This window comes from Microscilla marina ATCC 23134, assembly GCF_000169175.1.
GTDB classification, from domain to species: domain Bacteria; phylum Bacteroidota; class Bacteroidia; order Cytophagales; family Microscillaceae; genus Microscilla; species Microscilla marina.
The window spans coordinates 24,381-43,534 of the sequence record NZ_AAWS01000001.1; the positions used below are offsets into that span (position 1 = coordinate 24,381).

Sequence of the window (19,154 nt, forward strand, 5' to 3'; positions counted from 1 at the left end):
CAACAAAATGTCTGATTCCAGAGCCATTATTATAGATGGTGACCAAGCTGTTTTTGAAATAACCTTTGGCAACGCCCTGACTACCATGGTGCCGATAGGCAATATGAAAGGCTCAGGTGAAGCTACTTTTGATAGCAACACGCTATGTGTACTAGGGGACGAAAAAGAGCTAAAGGTGGAAAATGTCCCTTATAATTCCCCCCCTTTTGTGGGAGGACAGGGCACTGTCAAGATTGAAAAACTAGAGAGTGACCAAGTAGCAGGGCATACCAACAGCGGAGGAAAAAAAGTGATTTTGAAGGGAAAAAAGTTCAAAGCGAAACTTGAAGTAAGCAGCCCGGCTAAAGACCCAAATGGGGTGCCAGATCCCAATGTGATGTATACAGGAGGGATGGGAGAGTTTAAAACGACTAACACAAAATTTACAGGAACCTAAATGTCTGAGAACCAAGAATTATATTATCGTGACGGTACCAGTCAGTTGCAACGAACGCAGGCAGCGTTGGACAAAGACTATGTGCGCATAGAAGAACGGACTATAGAAGACTGGCTCAAATTTGCTGAGAAGTACGCCGAAGGGCTTAATTTCTATGCTGCCAACAATGAAATACAGGGCAACTGGAGTGGTTTTTTGAGCGGCAATGTCAGCAAAGAAGAAATGATGGCTTACCTGAAAGACCCTGCGAGCCTTGCCGACCAACCCAGTAAGCAAGAGTGGATGTCGCGCCCGCATTTTGTGTTGTTGCTTACCTTTTTGCAACTGTTAGACCAACACCTTAAGCCCGCCCTCAATCACATACTGCCGCGCCACCTGGACTACTACTACCACGAGGTACTACAGTTTGTTCAAAAACCCGCCCAACCCGACCGGGTATACCTGATGTTTGAACTGGCAAAGAACTATGCCAATGACCGCTTTTTGTTGGCAGAAAACACTGAACTACTGGCGGGTAAGGATAGCACTGGCAAAGACTTGATTTATAAGACTGGGCAAAGGCTGATGATCAACCGTGCCAAGGTGGCGCAAATAAAGAGCACATTTATCAATCGGGAGGTAAAACAGCCCGATAGTTACCAACTACCAGGAGGCTTTTATCAAATGCTAAAGCTTGCCCTGGGGCAGGTAACCACTGGCAACGATGTAACGCTGAAACCTGGAGCCGACTTGCCCGTGCCCGGAATATTGGGGTTTGCCAGTGCGCCTACCGACCAGACCGCTGCAGCCTTTTTTGCCAAAGTAAAAACCGCCCTGGCTTTTGCCAATGATGAACTGCACCTGTCGTTTGCTGACCTGCGTTTGTTGATGCACCTCAAGCAAAACCGTGACAATGACAGCCACCAATGGGCACAAATCAATCAGGAGCTCGCAAATATGAAAAATGGAGGTGCCTACACCTCCAAAGACTTCGTGGCAAACTTTACCGCTGCTACCGGGCATTCGCCCTTAGACGATACGGTGTACCAGGTAGTACAAAGTGTAAACAGTGTGTATGACCTTTACCAGGAACTCAACCTGGCCACTACCGGGCAATATGACTTGTTTAAAACTTTGCAAGAACCCTTGGAAAACCAGGGGTATGCCGACATTAACCGGGTGAGAAACCTGCGCACCTTTATCAATGATAATTTTTATAGCGGGAGCAGTGATGATAATGTAGCCAACCAAAACTTCAATAATTTTCATCAGATGATGCAGGTGCGGATTGAAGTATACGACGAATGGCTTGAGATACAAGAAAGGCTCAATAACATTGCTGACCTAAGCAATGAAGCCGATTTTGAGGACATCGAGTTACCCAATTTTGACCAATTGTTGGAAAGCAAGTATGGCAGTATGCCTAACTTTGCTATGGTAGATGCCAGTATTACTACCCTGGACAACTACTTTGATACGTTGACCAGCCTTGAGCAGTATTTTGCCTTATTTATGGAAGAAATTCAGCAGTTGCTGGAGAGTGCCCTGGTAAAACGAGACCAACAAACGGTGACAGATTTACTCTACAAGGCACACCAACAAAAAAGAACGGTCATTAGACAAAAAGAACTGGCAGCACTTGATAAAACCTCTGACACGCTGTTTAAAGCAGCATTTGGGCAACCCAACCCTGGCGACGATTATCCCATGTTGCCTGCCGGTAGCAGCACGCTCGAAGATTTATTGCCACTGCTGGAGGCTGACCCACCCGACGAAACCGCCCAAAGGTATGTAACCAATGTACTTAAGCTGACTACCAAAGATTTTAAATTTATCATTGCCCTTTGTACACAACACAGTGGGGGCTTTGTGGCACCTGCCTGGCAATGGAACAAAGCTCATCGTTTATTGGCAGAAGCCGAAGCCAAAATCAGGGGAGGAGTCCTTGCCACTGGCCCGGTGATTACTCAACTAAACGGCTTGTATGCCTTTGAAGATGCCACCGTAGCTACTACAGGAGACCAGGACGAAACATTTGATCGGTGGCGTACTTTTGGCAGAGTAGAAGCTGACAAACTTACCCAATTGGGCATCGCCATCCATTCGCCCGTGTTGGCACTTTCGGGAGGGGAACGCTCCATTGAGCTTAGTCTGGAGCTCAACCCCAACCTGACCCCGGCTCAAGAGCAGGCAATACAAGCGATTGACTTGGAGGATAACCCTTTTGGGGCAGAACTAACCACCGGGAAGGGTTGGCAGACCGTCACTGGTTTTGCCTCTATTACTTTTACTACTTCCTCGGCAGCAGATCCTGACACGGGCAACCCGATTTATACCAAAATACTCAAAATCGTGTGTACCCTTACCAGCGACTTTGACCCGGTACAAGCACTGAGCCCCGATGCTGAAGGCTACCTCGCCCCCGAACCTGCTTTACGCTTATTGGTAGGGCAACCAGGGCTGGAACTGGGCGAACTCACCGCCCACGACTTGTTTAGTCGGGTATTGCTCAAAAAAATAGACCTCAAAGTAATGGTACAAAACCTGGTACCCTCGCACATACGCAACGATGTAGCCACCTTGCAGGCAAAAGAAGCCTTTGCCCCCTTTGGTACCACTCCTGTGGCAAAATCTAACTTCTATTTTACCCACCCCGAGTTGATGTTCAAGCAGTTGGACACCGTAGCGTTGCAGTTGAATTGGTTGGGGATGCCCGGGAACTGGAACGCTTACTATAACCATTATAGTAACCGGGACGCAGCTAATATAAAAGCCACCTTAGACTTGTACGACCAGGGAGTGAAACGGCGTTTTTCGATCAATGATGCCACCGAAGACTTTGAACTCTTGAATAGTACTGGCGTTGATTTATCGCTGGATGCTTCCATTGAGAGTACCAGGCCTTTTGGGTATACACCATTGGCTGCCACTCCAGCAACCAACGATTTGTTTGCCCACCCACGTTACTTTGTGCTGCAACTGGGCAACGTAGACTTTGGACACAGCGAATACCCGGTGCTTGCGGCTTCCAAATCGACCCAGCTGGCTATAGACCTGCAAGGCTCTGGCACTGTCGTGGCAACAGATTACCAGGTAAATGCCCCTTATACTCCCGAACTACAAAACTTTAGCATTCATTATACCGCCAGCGTAAGCATAGGCGAAGAGGAAGCGGCTGCCTCAACTAACCCAGCGACCATGTTGCATTTGCATCCTTTTGGACACGCAACTGTAGGGCAGGAGCAGGTTAAAGAAATTACATTTTTACCCTCCTATACCCAAGAAGGCTACCTTTACCTGGGCATCAAAGACCTGGACCCTCCCTATGACCTCAGCTTGTTGTTTAGAATGGCAGAAGGCAGCGCCAACCCTGACCTTGCCCCGCCTAACATAGACTGGCGCTACCTGGTAAATGATGAGTGGAAAATACTGACCCAACAAGGGCGCATTATTACCGATGACAGCAATGGCTTGCTCAATAGCGGGATTATCAAACTCAGGATTCCGGCAGAAGCCAACGATGTACACCAGCTAATGCCCACGGGCTACTACTGGCTCCGGGCAAGCGTGCGCAACCATAGCAAAGGGCTCAGCGATGCCATTGGCATTCATGCCCAGGCAGTAGAGGCAGTGTTTGAGAACCGCCAAAACGACCCGCAACACCTCCAAACCCCCTTGCCTGCCCACAGTATCCAGCGTACCTACCTGCCCCAAGCTGAAATTAAGGGCGTAAGTCAGCCTTATGGCTCGTTTGGTGGGCAAACCATAGAGTCTCTGGGGCGTTTGAACACCCGCATAAGCGAGCGCTTGCGCCACAAAAACCGGGCAGTGAATATCTGGGACTATGAAAGGCTCGTATTAGAAGCTTTTTCGGAGGTATATAAAGCGAAATGCTTGCCCGGTGAGTTGCTCAACGATGGCACACCAGGAGAAGTAAGGCTCATTGTAGTACCCAATATTGGAGGCATTCGCCCTTACGACCCCTTCAAGCCCAAGCTATCGGGCGATGTGTTGCAGGCGATTGAAGGCTACCTCAAACAAAGAATGTCCGCCCCGGCAAACGTGACGGTACGCAACCCAGTATACCACGAGCTAAAAATATTTATGCAGGTGGTATTCTATGAAGAGTATCAGGCAGATAATAAGTATTACCTGGAGATACTGCACCAGGTGTTGCAAGAATACTTGGCGCCCTGGGCGTTCGACACGGGTGCCGACATTGCCCTGGGAGGCAAGCTATACCCCAACTTGATCGTAGATTTTGTAGAACGGCTGGAGTATGTCGACTACATCAACAATTTTAGCATGACCTATAACGACGGCGAACATATATTGCCGGTAACCCCCGAAGAAATGCAAACCGGACTGATAGCCCAACAAGCAGACGTGGTGTGGGTGTCGGCGCGCGAACACCGCTTGTCGGCCATTGGCAACGTGGGCGCTAAGGGTACTGGTGTGGGGTATATGATGGTTTCCAATGACTTTACGGTGGCTTAAGGTTTTTTAAAAAAATGGTAAAATGATAGAGTAGTAGCGCGAAGCGATTTCTCAATTATGAGAAAAACTCCCGACTCCCAACTATCGACTAATTTATCTCAATTGACATAAACAAATCACCATGAATTTTCAGGATTTTTTAATCAACACTACCACCGCCCGGAGCGGTTTGAAGCCCTCATTTAACACGGGCGAAACACCTACGCAGCAAAACTTCCATGATTTGATTGATGGTTTGTTTTTGCTACAGGACGACAGTGTATACAAAGACGCCAACAACGGCTTGGCGGTCAGAACGGGGGCGGACGACCAGGCATTGCTGTTTTTTGACCACGAGTCGCAAGACCTGACCTGGTCGCTGGAGATCAAAGACGGGTTGCACATCAAAGACAAAGACGGCAACGCGCGATTTTCGGTATTGAGCGATGGTAAGGTGGGCATTGGAAACATTACACCTTCAGCTTGCCTGCATGTGGTGTCTGATGCTGCTTCATTGCAAGACAATACTGCCCAGTTTTATGCACCAAATATTGGAGAATCTTCTAGCCATATTCATTGGGGCGCAACCGGTGATTGGTACATTCGCTCGGCAGCTCCTGAAGGAAAGGTGGTGATACAAGATGGTGGTGTTGGCAATGTAGGCATTGGTACCGATGGCCCTGGACAAAAGCTAGACATCAAAGGAAAACTGAGGGTGTCTGATCAAGCGACCAATACCGAGAACGTAGACATTTATTACCAAAACGCTGACGTAAATGAAACCTTATATAGCAATAGTTATCCCGATCAGCACGAGCGGGCGGTTATTTTAAGACCTAATGCTTACCAAGATGGGGCAGGAGCCGGTGGAGCAGGTTTTCAATTCTGGACTCAAGGCATTACTGGAGGAAGCCACCCTAACTATGAGAAAGGGCACATTCAGGCAATGGTGATTAGGAAAAACGGCAATATAGGCATTGGTACGGCTAGTCCTGGCGAAAAATTAAATGTATACAATGGTAATATCAGACTTGACAATGGTTTTATGAGGTTTGATAATACACCAAGTTCACCCAGTGGTATTACAGGCTACTGTTTGGTGTTTTACCGAGACGGTTCTTATTATAACTATAATACAGGATTTGGTAAGTCAAGCGATAAAGATGTATGGTTTAATGTACATGAAGGCTCTTTTAAATATACTTGGGCAGGTTATGATAGGCTTACTATTAATTTGAGATCAAATACCAGTGCATACTATGTGATAGATGCCCATGGCAAAATTGCTTCGTCAGATGGATTAGTACATTCCTCTGACCTCCGTTTCAAAAAAGACATTACACCTATTACCTCAGAGGCGATTACAAAACTAGGACAACTGCAAGGGAAAACCTTTCAATGGCGTACCGAAGAGTTCAAAGAAAAAAACTTTTCTGAAGGTACTAAAATAGGATTTATTGCGCAGGAAATGCTGAATGTATATCCTGAGTTGGTTAATGAAGGAGGGGATGGGTATTACTCAATAAACTATTCTGGCTTAATACCCATACTCACCGAAGCAGTCAAAGACCTAAATAATAAAAATGAAGCTTTGGAGGCGCGGGTGCTCCATCTGGAAAAATTGGTGCTGAGCGCAAATATAGAGGCTTAGGATAGGCGGTAGCTTCTACAGGCGGTTAGTTTTTAGCCGAAAGGCAAAAGCACCAATGAACTCATAGGACAAGCAGATCCCTCAATTATTCGAGATGACAAGAAGGTGGCGCTTTGCGAACCATTTAAACCATTAAGCAATTTTAGTACTTACCTCAAACTGGTTTCACTGTAACCCTAAATGAACATGAACTTTCAGACATTATTTAATAATACCACCACCAATCGGGACAATCTTAAGCCCGCCTTTAATGTGGGCGAAATACCGACCCAACAACATTTTTATGACCTGATTGAAGGCTTATTTTTGCACGGCAATACCATGTACAAAGCCGAAAACAGTGGTTTGGCGATTCAGGCAGGCACTGATACCGACAAAACCGCCCTGCTGCTATACACCGATGCCACCTCTGAACCCGCCTGGCAACTAGGTGTTGCCAATGGTTTTGAGTTGAAAGACAGTGCGGGCAATACCCAGTGGATGGTGACGAATGATGGTAAGGTAGGCATCGGTACTACCAGCCCTGGTGATGTACTATCTCTTGGAGCAAATCAACTCAATTTTGCTCCCTATGCAGACATAGGGACTTTTACGGAGGCTGCTATCATTAAAGCATTGGGCGACTTGGTCATCGATTTTGACAATAATACCAACGATACCAGTGGCGTTTTTGCCATTACCCATGACAATGGTGCCTCAGAAGTTTTCAGGATAAATCAAGAGGGTAAGGTAGGCATTGGTACTACCAGCCCAACCACAAGACTGGACATAACACAAGAAGCCCCAGGGATAGCCTTGAATGTAGAGACTACTACATACGCTGGCGTATCAGGTTATACAGGTATATCTTTGAAAGCTAAAGATGAGAATGACATTGTAAATGAATGGGTTCTCTATAACTCCATTTCTAATAGTACTGAATCATACAATGGCATTGGCTTTTTTGATCCTGCTGTTTCATCATATCGCCTGTTTATTAATAAAAGCGATGGCAATGTAGGCATTGGTACTACCAACCCTGCGGCATCTCTGGATATTTTGGCGCCTGCAGTGGGAGGGAATGAAGATATATTAAAAATGAAAGTGACTGATGCCCCTAGCGATTACCTCAAGTTTGGTAATATTACTGCTGCTGCTGGGCAGTTTATGCCTAGTATTATGGCGCACCATGATACAGACAATCGAGAAGCCTTGTTTGTGATTGGCTCTATTAGCCCCAGTTCCAATAATGGCACCAATGCTATTATGTACTTTGAGGCAAGAACTGAAGGTGCTCCTTATACTGTGCCTGAGTCCTCTACCCGCCCTCTGTTTGCTTGGGGAAGTTATAATGCAAAAAAGATGGTGATGATGGCAAATGGTAACGTAGGCATTGGTACTACCAGTCCTCAGCATAGGCTAGACATTGATTCTAATACCAATGAAATTTTACGCTTAGATGGCTTGTACGCAAGTGGTAATGCCCCCGCTACAAAGGTGTCGTTTGGTGGGGCAGGAACCAGGTATGGTGCTGTATGGTGGGTACCCGGGCTTAATGAGTTTCAGTTTACGCAGTCAACCAATAACTGGTTTGGAGGTGCTGGTTATTATGCTAGTATTAGAGGCAATGCTATATACTCCAACAGCACCCAATTAACCTCAGATATTCGATTCAAAAAAGATATTATGCCTATTACCCATGAGGTGATAGCCAAACTAGGTCAACTGCAAGGTAATACTTATCAATGGCGCACTGAAGAGTTTAAAAACAGAGACTTTGCGGAAGGAACGCAACTTGGTTTTATTGCCCAAGAGATGCAAGAAGTATACCCTGAGCTGGTCAATGAAGATCATCAGGGTGATTTGTCTATCAACTATACTGGGCTCATCCCGGTGTTGACCGAAGCACTCAAAGACTTAAACAATAAAAGCGAAGAAGCTGCCAAAGACTTAAATAATAAAAACGAGGCACTGGAGGCGCGGGTCATGCACCTGGAAAAATTGGTGTTGAAGGCAAATATGGAGGCTTAAGAGAATAATCGGGAGCTTGTGCAGGCGGTTAGCTTTTAGCCGAAAGGCAAAAGAACCAATGAGCTCATAAGACAAGCAGATCCTTCAATTATTCGGGATGACAAGAAGGTGGCGCTTTGCGAACTATTTAAACCATTAAGCAATTTTAGTACTTAACTCAAACTGGTTTCACTGTAACCCTAAATGAATATGAATTTTCAGACACTACTTAATAATACTACCACCAAACGGGACACTTTGAAGCTCGCCTTTAGTGTGGGGGAGGTTCCCACCCAACAACATTTTTATGACATGATCGAAGGTTTGTTTCTACAAGACGACACCGTGTATAAAGATGTCAACAGCGGTCTGGCGATTCAGGCAGGCATCGACACCGACAAAACCGCCCTGCTGTTATACACCGAGGCCACCTCTGACCCCGCCTGGCAACTAGGCATTGCCAATGGTTTTGAGTTGAAAGACAGTGCGGGCAATACCCAGTGGATGGTGACCAATGATGGCAACGTGGGGGTGGGTACGAATGACCCTGCAGGGAAAAAATTGTTTGTGCAAGGTGACACCAGGTTGAGCGGAAGTGTTGAAGTATGGAATGATCAGGTAGAAGGCATTGAAAATAGCTGGTTGTATGACCTGCAGTTGTTGAATGTACAAGAAGTAGACAATACTTTTTCTCGGATGATGTTCAACTCCTATAGCAGTGCATTGGCTGCCATTGGCGCCAATAGAGTGAGTGAATATCAAGGAGATTTGCATTTTCAAACCAGAAATGGGCCTGGTTTTCTTACTACTAAAATGCATATTCGACATGATGGCAACGTAGGCATTGGTACTACCAACCCTGTTACCAAACTACATGTGCAGGATGGTGCAATGGGTACCATTCCTGAAAACGCTTTGGCAGTTTTTGAGAGCAATCAAACCAGGTATTTGCAGCTTATGATACCTGCCACTACCTACGAAACAGGTGTATTGTTTGGCAAAGGAGCCGATTATGTAAATGGAGGCATTATATACGACAAAGACAACGCTATGCACTTGCGAACGGGGGGGAATCAAACTCGGGTTTTTGTACATTCAGGTGGCAACGTAGGCATTGGTACTATCACTCCAGATAGTACACTGACGATAGATGGAACACTAGGTTTTTATAGAAATGGACCGTCTGCTGTTAATGTCACAGTAGGGTATATCAACTACCAAGATTACCTAACCATAGGCACCCATAGTATGGCAGATGGTATCCAGTTTAAAACTGGTGCTACGGGAAGCCATACCACAAAAATGTGGATTGCTAATAATGGCAACGTAGGTATTGGTACTACCAGCCCCTCAAATACGTTGCATGTTGCTGGTAGTGCATTTATGAACTCTTTGGATATTGCTAAACCTAGAAACGTTAATGGTACAAGTGACGGAATTGCAATTAACCCAGATAATAGTTTGAACTATATAGAGCTAACTTATGATTATTGGGGGGGAAGTCACGGATTGTTGTTTAACTGTTATAAGAATACAAATGGTGGTAGTTTATCTAATAGTAATAATTTAAACCATGCAAATAGTGTTGGTGATTATCAGTCAGGCGCAGGTGCGGTGGTTTTTGACGCTAACGGTGGTAATATGTACTTTTTAATTTCAGGTCATTCATCAGGCAAAGATACTCCTGTAAACTGGGATGGTAGTATTTTGACATTGCAAAGGGGGGGCAACGCTACCTTTAAAGGAATGGTGTCTGCCAATGGAAGTCAATTATACTCAGATGCCCGCTTTAAGAAAGACATTACTCCAATAACTACTGGTTTAATTGCTAAGTTGGATCAGTTGCAAGGTAATACTTATCAATGGCGAAACGACGAGTTTACAGAAAGAAATTTTGTTGAAGGCACACAGCTTGGTTTTATTGCCCAAGAGATGCAAGAAGTTTTTCCTGAATTGGTGAGTGCAGACTCTGACGGCTATTTGTCTATCAACTATACTGGGCTCATCCCGGTATTGACCGAAGCCCACAAACAACAGCAACAAAACATAGAAGCGCAACAAGCCCAAATAGACAGTTTGGTGGTGCGTATGGTAGCACTTGAAAATATGTTGGCAGCGGCTAAAAACTAGTTTTGTAGTTTGCACTAAAAGCAATGCCTTGCACAACCATCAAACCATTATAAAAGCAACATGACCGTAAAAACACCTGACTTCGATACCTTGCGCCAAAGTGGGCTGGAACTGATACAAAAGCTTGCCCCCACTACCTGGACCGACCACAACAACGCCGACCCGGGGATCACCCTGCTCGACCAAATTTGTTATGCCCTGCTCGACCTGGGCTATAGGGTAGACTTTAGCATTGAAGACCTACTCGCTGGAGGCAGCGACGCCGCCTACGAGCTGTTGTTTTCGCCCCGTAAAGCCCTGAGCAGCCAGCCCGTGGTGCCCGAAGACTACCGCCGTATGTTGATTGATGTCGAGGGCATACAAAACGCCCACGTAAGCACAAATACTGCTTCTTCTCCGGTGTTGTACTATGCTCCTTTTTCCGAAGAGCTGGTGCTTGCCGATTACCGCAGCGAGCTGCTGCCCAATGAGGTATACCGTCCGGTACAGCTCAAGGGTTTGGTAGACGTAAACATTCAGAAAACCCCCGAAGCAAATGAAACCGACGTGGAACCCCTTGCCTACCAACAAGTATTGGCGAGCCGGGGGCTTGCCACCGACCTGGAAAATATGACTGTATTGCCCGAAGAAAAGGTGAAAATAAGGGTGGCACTAGAGCTGGGTACGGCGCAAGACGTAGAAGCACTCACGGCACGGGTATTACACCTGCTGTACCAATACGTCAATCCTTCTTTTAGTTTTCAACCCCTGAACGCCTTTCGCCAGGAACGCTTGATTGAAGAGGTGTTTGACGGGCCGGCAATGGCCAACGGGTTTTTATCTAAAGAGCAATTGCGCAAATTTGAGAAACGCGCCGAGTTAAGGCGCTCTGACCTGGTGCAGGTATTGATGAATCTCGCCCCGGAGATCAAGACCATTTTAACCCTGGACATTGCCAAAGAAGGGGAGGAGTTTTCAAGCCATCGTTTGGACTGGTTGGTGCCCCTGGATGCCAACAAAGCGGTGGTGTTTGATAAAGAAGACTATGAAATTAGCTTTTTTAGAGACGACTTGCCCGTGACGTATGACAGTGATGAGGTAGAAGAGAAATACCAGGAGCTATGGCAACAGGCGCAAAGCACGCCCCCCGAAGCCAAAGATTTAGACTATTTGCCCGCCAGGGGCACCAACCAGGAAGTAGCCTATTATACCTCGGTGCGCCATCACATGCCCGAAGTATACGGGGTGACGCCCTATGGATTGCCCGAAAACGCCCCCAACGCCCGCCGGGCCCAGGCCCGCCAACTGAGTGCTTATTTGTTGTTTTTTGAACAAATACTTGCCGATCATTTTGCCCAATTGGGCAGTGTACCCACCTTGTTGTCGGCAGCGCGCGACCAAGGCGATTTTCAAAGTTATTTTGCCCAAACCCTCAACGCCGACAATGTGCCAGCTTTGGAGGGTATTTATAGCCAAGGCGAGGCGCCCAACACACAAAGCAACGCCATCGAAGTATTGGGCAACGCCACCGACAAAAGCCGTAGCAGTCGCTTTTTAGACCATTTTTTGGCGCGCTTTTCTGAAAGTTTTTCTGACAATATTCTGACGCAATCGGGCAATAGTGGTGCCTTTGGCAATGCCATAGAAGCCAAGCGTGCCTTTGTAAAAAACAGCCCCCAACTGAGTGCGGCACGGGGCACTGCGTTTGACTACAGCAGCACCGAATGGAACGTGTCGGGCACCCAAAAACGCATTGCCCAACTGCTGGGCTTGAGCACACCCGAACAGCAAAACCTTGCCATGGGGCTGGAGGGTTTTTATATCGTAGAACACATTTTGTTGCGCCCTCGCAGCGGCGATGTCTTTCAAAACGGGCCTTTGTTGGCTTTTCTGCCAAACGAAGACCCCTACTCATTGCAGGTTACCTATGTTTTTCACGAAGTAGGGCGCTTTGCCAGTGACCAGAAAAACACCCGAAGGTTTACCGAGCGTTTGCTCAGGCTGGAAACCCCTGCCCATATCCGTATCAAAACCTACTGGTTGACCACGTCCAAAATGGCGGTGTTTGAATCGGCTTACCAAAAATTTCTGACCGAATTGGCGGCTTTAAAAACCCAAAGCAATGTACAAGCGCATGCCTTGCGGGTGAACCGCGATTACCTCCTCGATGTATTGTATATGTACCATCCTCAGTACCCCAACCCCACCAATTGGGGGGTAGCAGTGCCCGTGCGCGATTTGCCACTGGAGACCCTTGCCCCTACGTATAACAGTGAGACAGATAGATGGAAAGTTACCATTCGCTTGTATTATCCGCAAACCAACGTGACCTATCGTATTTGCGACCGCAACCGTCGCCCGGTGGCAGGGCTTACCCCCATTACGATAGAGGCTGACACCATTCGCCAGGAAGACTATGAACAAAGGCCTTATGTACTCATGTCTTCGCCTGCCATTACCCAAGACCAGATTTACTGGATAAGGGCAGAGAAAAAACTAACCATGACCAACGCGGAAGGGGAGCCCAAGAGCAAGACACTTAAATCGGTGTTTTTGACCCAACCCGTGAGGGCAAGGGTAGGAGTGGGCTTGGTCAATGCCCAGGCCGCTGCCGCTGAGATAGACTATGGTACCCAGGCTACTATTGATCTAAGTGGGATTCAGGCAAATGTAGACTATGCTTTGTATATAGACAACACCCGCATAGACGATGGTGGTACCTATAATGGCCAGGAAAACGGTACCTTGAGCATTACCACTCAGGTAACTGACGGGCTCAAAGAAGATGTATTGATTATAGTAAAAGGCACACGGGACGGGGCGACTGCCGAAGTAGGCAGCGTGCAGTTGAGGGTAAGGGCTTATCCTGGGCTCAGCATTGCCCTGAGCCAACAGGTGGTAGACCATGGGGTAACTACAGGAGTGAATGCAGTAATAAGCGATGGTACCTTTGCTACCCAGGCAAGCGTAGACTATCACTTGTATTACCGCGAAATAAGTGACCCGGAGTTTGTGCACCACAAGCTCAGCCAACCTCCCGCCACCGATGTACTAGAGGTAGACAATGGCGAAGGCACTACTGTAAAAATATTGCGTCCGGCAGTGCCTGCCACTACCAACAACGCTCCGGAAAGATATGAAGCTGCCCCCATAAGTGCTATCGACTATCAATTGCTGGCTACCTTGAGCCCTGCAGCTGATGGTGATGACCTGGTGTTTGATTTGAGCGCGCTCAATACTACCCAGGATACTATGTTTATGGTGGTCGCTTCTAAAGCAGGGCACACCCAACCTACGATATTGAGCAGCAACGACCGCACCACCATTGGCGCGTTGTTTACCCGACCAATGACCACCGCTACGCACGTGATAAACCCCAACCCTGTGGTAAACAATACCAAAGCACGTTTGGAGGTAGCAAATATGCAAGCGGGTATGTTATACTACCTGGAGTATACCAATGGTGCCAAACAAGCGCCTAAGTTATACCATGATGCCCAAACTGCCAGTCCACGCCGCGACGGGGTAGGCTTCTCGAAGGTGGGGGTTGACATGGCCCCAGGTGAGGCAACGCCTACCACCTTCTTTGTAGAAACCAACAACCCGATTACCGACGACAAAACGCTGCGACTGGTGGCAGAAAAGCCCCAAACGGGTGTGTCGGTCATTATTGCCAGTATTGACTTTACGGTAAGCTCATGACCCCAACCAACCACCGACATGTGATAAAAAAACAAGTGTTTGAGGTAGCGGTAGCCGGAGAAGAAAAGGCACAAGCAATGCAAAATAACTTGGGGGCAATTTTTCAAAAACGAATATTGCCCCTCATCAACGAAACGCTGAACCGGCTCAGCCCGCCCAATGTGTTGCACCGCATTGACAAGCTAGAGATAGACCTGGGGCAAATACGGGCAAACCACCTGGAAGAAGACATTGCCCAGCAGGTGAAACGGGTGCTGGAAAAGGTGTTGCAAAAGGGCATTGCCCAAGCAGAGGCAACCCACCCCGCTGAAGACCTAGAGCAACTACAGGCGCAAGAAATAATGCCCCTGCTCAAACGAGGCTTTAGGGCGTTGCTCAACGATCGGCTACCCGGCGATGCTTCGCTAGATACCTTGCTTGCCCGCCTCAAGGCGCTCGACTTGGGATTGGGCAACGAGTATGCGGCTGTTGTAGATAAGCTCAAAGCAGCTTTGGTAAATTTGCTCAAGGCAAAATGGGCAAACCTACCCGCTACAGGCACCGCCCAAGGCTTAGACGAACTATTAGGCGATGTGGATACTTGGGTAGACCAAACGCCGCAAAGCCTGACTAAGAAACCAAGCAAAAGGGGAGGGGCTGACCCTGAGATTTTGGTGTTTTTTCTGGACACGGGGCGCCTGCCCTGGTGGGCACAAGCGAGCCCCAGTTTGCTGGAAAATGCTTTGCTTGCGACTCTAGAGCAACACCCCGAATGGTTGCTTGATCAGCTCAATAAGTATTACCAAACTGCCCAGGGGCGGCAACGAATCATTGCTACTTTTAACGATGAAGTGTTGCTAAAGCTAAGTGCTCACTATGCCGACCCTCAAGACTTGTTGCCCTTGGTGCGTGCCTTGCCCTCAAGCTTGCCTGCCATGGCAACTGCGTTGGACTATAATTTTGCCCGTTTGCGGTACTTGTTTTGGGAGCTTGCCTTGCTTACTTTGTCGGGGCAGGCAGCCCATTCGCCCAAGCGCCCCCGATTTTTGCAAAACTTTTTATTGACCATTGCTCAGGGTGCGACTCCTCCCCAAAAGGTAAATGAGGTGGTTACTCTTTTGGCGAAAGCCCCCCCAATGGTTTCTGGTGTACCTAGCATTGACTGGGGCAAGGTGTGGGCAGAGGCAGACGTTGAGCCATTGACTGAAACGGAGGTAGACATTGAGTCACTGACTGAAACGAAGGAACAAGCACAAACACAAGTACAAGCAGTGGATAAAGAAGCGGTTGCTGAACCATTGTTACAAAAACAGTTTGCTGCTTCTGACGAAGTCTATGTAGACAATGCAGGCTTGGTAATATTGTGGGTGTTTTTGGGCAATTTTTTTAAAAACTTAGACTGGGTAGAAGACAAGAAATTTAAAACCCCCGCTTTACAGCACCGCGCCGCCTGGGTGCTGCAATACCTGGTAGATGGAGCTACCGAACCGCCCGAGTATGTATTGCCCCTGAACAAACTGTTGTGTGGCATACCTATAGACCAAGCCATAGAACCCCAATTGCCCCTGACCCAGGAAGAGCAGGCAGACGCGGACTTGTTGATGGAGGCAGTGCTGGAGTATGCCAAAGGCTTGGGCAGTATTTCGGTAGAAGGGCTCCAGCAATCTTTTTTGCAGCGCGAAGGGGTACTTACCCAGCCAAACAATAGTTACCTACTACAGGTAGAAAAAGAAACTTTTGATATTTTATTAACCCGGCTAGAGTGGAGCTACCAAGTGGTAAAGCTGCCCTGGATGCCTCAGGCAATTTTTGTAGAATGGTAAATGCAAGTGTACTTGACAATGAGTTGAATTGGCTACAGAAAGTAATTGATTTGCGTTTTTCTCTATATTTTGAGACAGGAGAAAAGGGTGGATATGAATCGGTTGATGAGTTGCTCCCACCACCTCTTGAAGCTTCGGATTATGCTGAAGTAGTACAGCACTTTGACTTGGAGTTTGGCGAACGCCTGGCGCTTGCTTTGTGTATAGCGGCTCGCCTACAACCTCAATTATTTGATGTGTTCTTTATCCGAAACCAAACTTTTCAACGCAGTTTCACTGAGTTTGGAGGAGTGGTGCCCCATGAACAAAGTGGTTTTTTGCCTACGGGCGAAACTTTTGTCTTTTTGATGGCGGGCAACGATTTGTCTAAAAGGCTAGAGGCAATGGCATTGTTGCATCAGCAACAAATATTGTTTAGCCAAGGCATGATAGAACTAGTGCCTCGTTCTGACCAGCCCTTTGCTACCCGCCAAAGTGGGGTGTTGCGCCTCACGCCCGAATACGAGGCGCGTTGGTTGTATGGGCAGAGTTACCAGCCTGAGTTTAGCGTGCAGTTTCCGGCAAGCCGCATGAGTGCACCCCGCCTCGACTGGAAAGAAGACCTGGTGTTGCCCCGAAGCACCAAAAGGCAACTGGACGAGATAAAAATATGGATAGAAAACAAAGACCGTTTGTTGCAGGATTGGACGGTGGGTAAAAACCTGCGTCCCGGCTTTCGTGCCTTGTTTTATGGCCCTCCGGGTACGGGCAAAACCCTCACCGCAAGTATGTTGGGCAAAGAAACGGGCAAGATAGTATACCGGGTTGACCTCTCGATGATGGTGTCGAAATACATAGGCGAAACCGAAAAAAATCTGGCGCGGGTGTTCAATGCTGCCACCCACAAAGACTGGATTTTGTTTTTTGACGAAGCGGACGCCCTCTTTGGCAAACGTACCCAAACCCAAAGCTCGCACGACCGCTACGCCAACCAGGAGGTGGCTTATTTGCTCCAGCGTTTCGAAACCTTTGAGGGCATTACTTTGCTTGCCACCAACCTGCGCGAAAACATCGACGAAGCCTTTACCCGCCGTTTTGAGTCTATCATTTATTTTCCTTTGCCCGAACCCAGCCAGCGCCTCAGGCTTTGGCAAAAGGTGTTGCCGGTAGGCGATAAGAAAAAAATAGCTCAAGACATTGATCTGAACCAAATTGCCGAAAAATACAAGCTATCGGGTGGCTCTATCACCAATGTAGCGCGCCACGCTTCGCTTGCCGCCATTGCGGGCAAAAGCTGTATTACTCAACAAATATTAATGGAAGGTATCCAGCGGGAGTATTGGAAGGAAGGGAAGAGTTTGTAGCCATAGCCGATGGTTGATAAATCGCCTTGGACGGCGAGTCTCTTTTTTGCAAAAATGAGAATGGGAGTGCAGTTGCGGCAAATGGGGAATGCTTGCTTCTCAAAGAAAGTTACAAACTTTCTTTTATCCAAAGGCTTCAATTGAAAAAACTTAAGCCAGCTGGGGGACACAAGCAAAAGTGTTTGCGCCAGTTGAGGAGTTTTTGAGCAGAGACTAGGCTAAAGAGTTCGATTTTGAAATATCTTACTTTTATTTAATCCTTGTGCCAGGCTCATATCCTGCTTTCATCAAGTACTTTATTACTGATTCTCTAGTTTCTAAATCTTTTTCATAATTCAAGAGATCAATTAAATTAATACCAAAACATTCTGCTGCTAAAGCCTTATCTTGATGACTCCATTCCTTAAAGTTTCTCAAAATAGGTAGGGCAAGTTCAATTTTGTCAATATCGGCAATTGCAATTAATATTTGTCTATTCAAGAGATGGTCTCTTTTTTCTTTTTCTTTTTTTTCATCTTCTTTTATATGCGCATTGAACCATGATTTATTCAAAAAGGGAATTGAAGTATGATTCCCCACTTTACTTAAGGCAAAAGCTGCAATACTTCTTATGCCTATATTTTGATCGTTAAGCAATGGATGAATATGTGGAAGTAAAGGCAGAAAAGAGGTTTGGTTAAAATTGTTTTTGTGCTCTATAATATAAGTTAAAGCGTCTATTTTGGAAGCAAAGTCTGTTCCTGACAACATATTGATAAGCTCTTCAATCTCCATAAATCTAGTTTATAAAGTTAGCACCAGCATTATTTTCTAAGTCTAATCTAATGCCTTTTGGATAATCTTTATTTTCATTATCCCTGCTGTGTCAAGTCTTCTCACAGGGCGACTTGACACGATGAATGAAAGAAGTCTCCCGACTTCTCTGCGAATGCAGCCCTTGCTTGGTGTAAGTGCTTGGTGAGTTTTGCTACGCAAGGAAGTCTGGAGACTTCCCTGTATTTAGGCTTTCAAGTCTCCTTCGGAAGACTTAAAAGAACAGAAGAACCACCATCTTAGTTACAGCATACTTTGTAACTTTGCGTTACGCCGTTTCTCGGCACACCTTGCGCCAGAAGGGGGTAATGCCTTCATCAAAAATAACCCGCCCCTGTTTGTCTACGGTATAGGGTTTGGTTTTGGGCGGTGTCTTGGGTGGGACAGGAATTACAGCTTTTGGCTGTTTTATCTTTTTATGCAGGGTTTGAGGAGAACCTTGAGGAATCTGAGGAGCTGCAACTTTTGCTGGAAAAGAGGCTTGTTCTGTGTTACCATAAGCCATCATTTTCTTTACTGTGTCATTAGTTCCCAAATCTGTGGCAAGGTGTGAAGGTATTTTAGAAGGGTTGCCAGAAGCAACTTTGCTGGTATTTGTGATTTGTGGCGTTGATTCTTTGGTCAAAGTTCGTCCCATATTTATAAGATTTCAAGTTTAGGTTGATATGCTTTCAATATGCAAATGTTTATTTCTGGAATGCCATACTTGGGGGGCTTTATCGAGCGAGCTCTCGATTTGTCAAAAGGCGCAAGGTTTGAGTTGGTACTCGTTTTTTTTGGAGTAGACTTTTTGGTAGATAAAGATCTCATAGAGCGTAAGATTGATGTAAGTTTGAAGCTGGTTTGAAGGCAGT

At 46.8% G+C, this 19,154-nt stretch carries 10 protein-coding genes; 8 read left to right on the forward strand and 2 right to left on the reverse strand.

Annotated features, from left to right (window positions below; translation table 11 throughout):
* Positions 1 to 7 precede the first annotated feature (7 nt).
* From M23134_RS00105 to M23134_RS00140, 8 genes are all read left to right on the forward strand, one after another.
* On the forward strand, positions 8 to 436 hold the full coding sequence (locus M23134_RS00105) for a hypothetical protein (RefSeq protein ID WP_002692512.1): 429 nt from the start codon (positions 8 to 10) through the stop codon (positions 434 to 436).
* Positions 437 to 4,912 (forward strand): baseplate J/gp47 family protein, encoded by a 4,476-nt coding sequence (locus M23134_RS00110; protein ID WP_002692514.1) that lies wholly within the window; start codon positions 437 to 439, stop codon positions 4,910 to 4,912.
* Between the two features lie 121 nt (positions 4,913 to 5,033).
* Positions 5,034 to 6,542: a tail fiber domain-containing protein gene (locus tag M23134_RS37265; protein WP_002692516.1), complete on the forward strand. Its 1,509-nt coding sequence runs from the start codon at positions 5,034 to 5,036 to the stop codon at positions 6,540 to 6,542.
* Between the two features lie 186 nt (positions 6,543 to 6,728).
* A complete protein-coding gene (locus M23134_RS00120) occupies positions 6,729 to 8,552 on the forward strand; it encodes a tail fiber domain-containing protein (RefSeq protein ID WP_157558274.1) in 1,824 nt (607 codons plus the stop codon).
* Positions 8,553 to 8,741: 189 nt separating this feature from the next.
* Positions 8,742 to 10,661, forward strand: a complete 1,920-nt coding sequence (locus M23134_RS00125) for a tail fiber domain-containing protein (RefSeq protein ID WP_045112723.1) — start codon at positions 8,742 to 8,744, stop codon at positions 10,659 to 10,661.
* Between the two features lie 60 nt (positions 10,662 to 10,721).
* Positions 10,722 to 14,342, forward strand: a complete 3,621-nt coding sequence (locus M23134_RS00130) for a hypothetical protein (protein WP_002692522.1) — start codon at positions 10,722 to 10,724, stop codon at positions 14,340 to 14,342.
* Positions 14,339 to 16,144: a contractile injection system tape measure protein gene (locus M23134_RS00135; protein WP_002692524.1), complete on the forward strand. Its 1,806-nt coding sequence runs from the start codon at positions 14,339 to 14,341 to the stop codon at positions 16,142 to 16,144. Before M23134_RS00130 ends, M23134_RS00135 begins: the two co-directional genes overlap by 4 nt.
* Positions 16,084 to 17,487 (forward strand): ATP-binding protein, encoded by a 1,404-nt coding sequence (locus M23134_RS00140; RefSeq protein ID WP_198144952.1) that lies wholly within the window; start codon positions 16,084 to 16,086, stop codon positions 17,485 to 17,487. The genes M23134_RS00135 and M23134_RS00140 overlap by 61 nt, the downstream gene beginning before the upstream one ends.
* A 249-nt stretch (positions 17,488 to 17,736) precedes the next feature.
* Here M23134_RS00140 and M23134_RS00150 read toward each other — a convergent pair whose 3' ends face one another.
* The gene (locus M23134_RS00150; RefSeq protein WP_002692542.1) at positions 17,737 to 18,261 is read right to left on the reverse strand and encodes a hypothetical protein; all 525 of its coding nucleotides are present in this window, start codon (positions 18,259 to 18,261) and stop codon (positions 17,737 to 17,739) included.
* 307 nt (positions 18,262 to 18,568) lie between these two features.
* Entirely contained in the window at positions 18,569 to 18,937 is a 369-nt protein-coding gene (locus M23134_RS00155) for a hypothetical protein (protein WP_002692543.1), read from the reverse strand.
* Between the last annotated feature and the right edge of the window lie 217 nt (positions 18,938 to 19,154).

Bases quoted from the DNA above. Each gene is read 5' to 3' on its own strand.
- M23134_RS00125 (WP_045112723.1), top strand. From the start codon at position 8,742: ATGAATTTTCAGACACTACTTAATAATACTACCACCAAACGGGACACT.
- M23134_RS00150 (WP_002692542.1), bottom strand. From the start codon at position 18,261: ATGGAGATTGAAGAGCTTATCAATATGTTGTCAGGAACAGACTTTGCT.
- M23134_RS00155 (WP_002692543.1), bottom strand. From the start codon at position 18,937: ATGGGACGAACTTTGACCAAAGAATCAACGCCACAAATCACAAATACC.
- M23134_RS00110 (WP_002692514.1), top strand. From the start codon at position 437: ATGTCTGAGAACCAAGAATTATATTATCGTGACGGTACCAGTCAGTTG.
- M23134_RS00120 (WP_157558274.1), top strand. From the start codon at position 6,729: ATGAACTTTCAGACATTATTTAATAATACCACCACCAATCGGGACAAT.
- M23134_RS00105 (WP_002692512.1), top strand. From the start codon at position 8: ATGTCTGATTCCAGAGCCATTATTATAGATGGTGACCAAGCTGTTTTT.
- M23134_RS00135 (WP_002692524.1), top strand. From the start codon at position 14,339: ATGACCCCAACCAACCACCGACATGTGATAAAAAAACAAGTGTTTGAG.
- M23134_RS37265 (WP_002692516.1), top strand. From the start codon at position 5,034: ATGAATTTTCAGGATTTTTTAATCAACACTACCACCGCCCGGAGCGGT.
- M23134_RS00130 (WP_002692522.1), top strand. From the start codon at position 10,722: ATGACCGTAAAAACACCTGACTTCGATACCTTGCGCCAAAGTGGGCTG.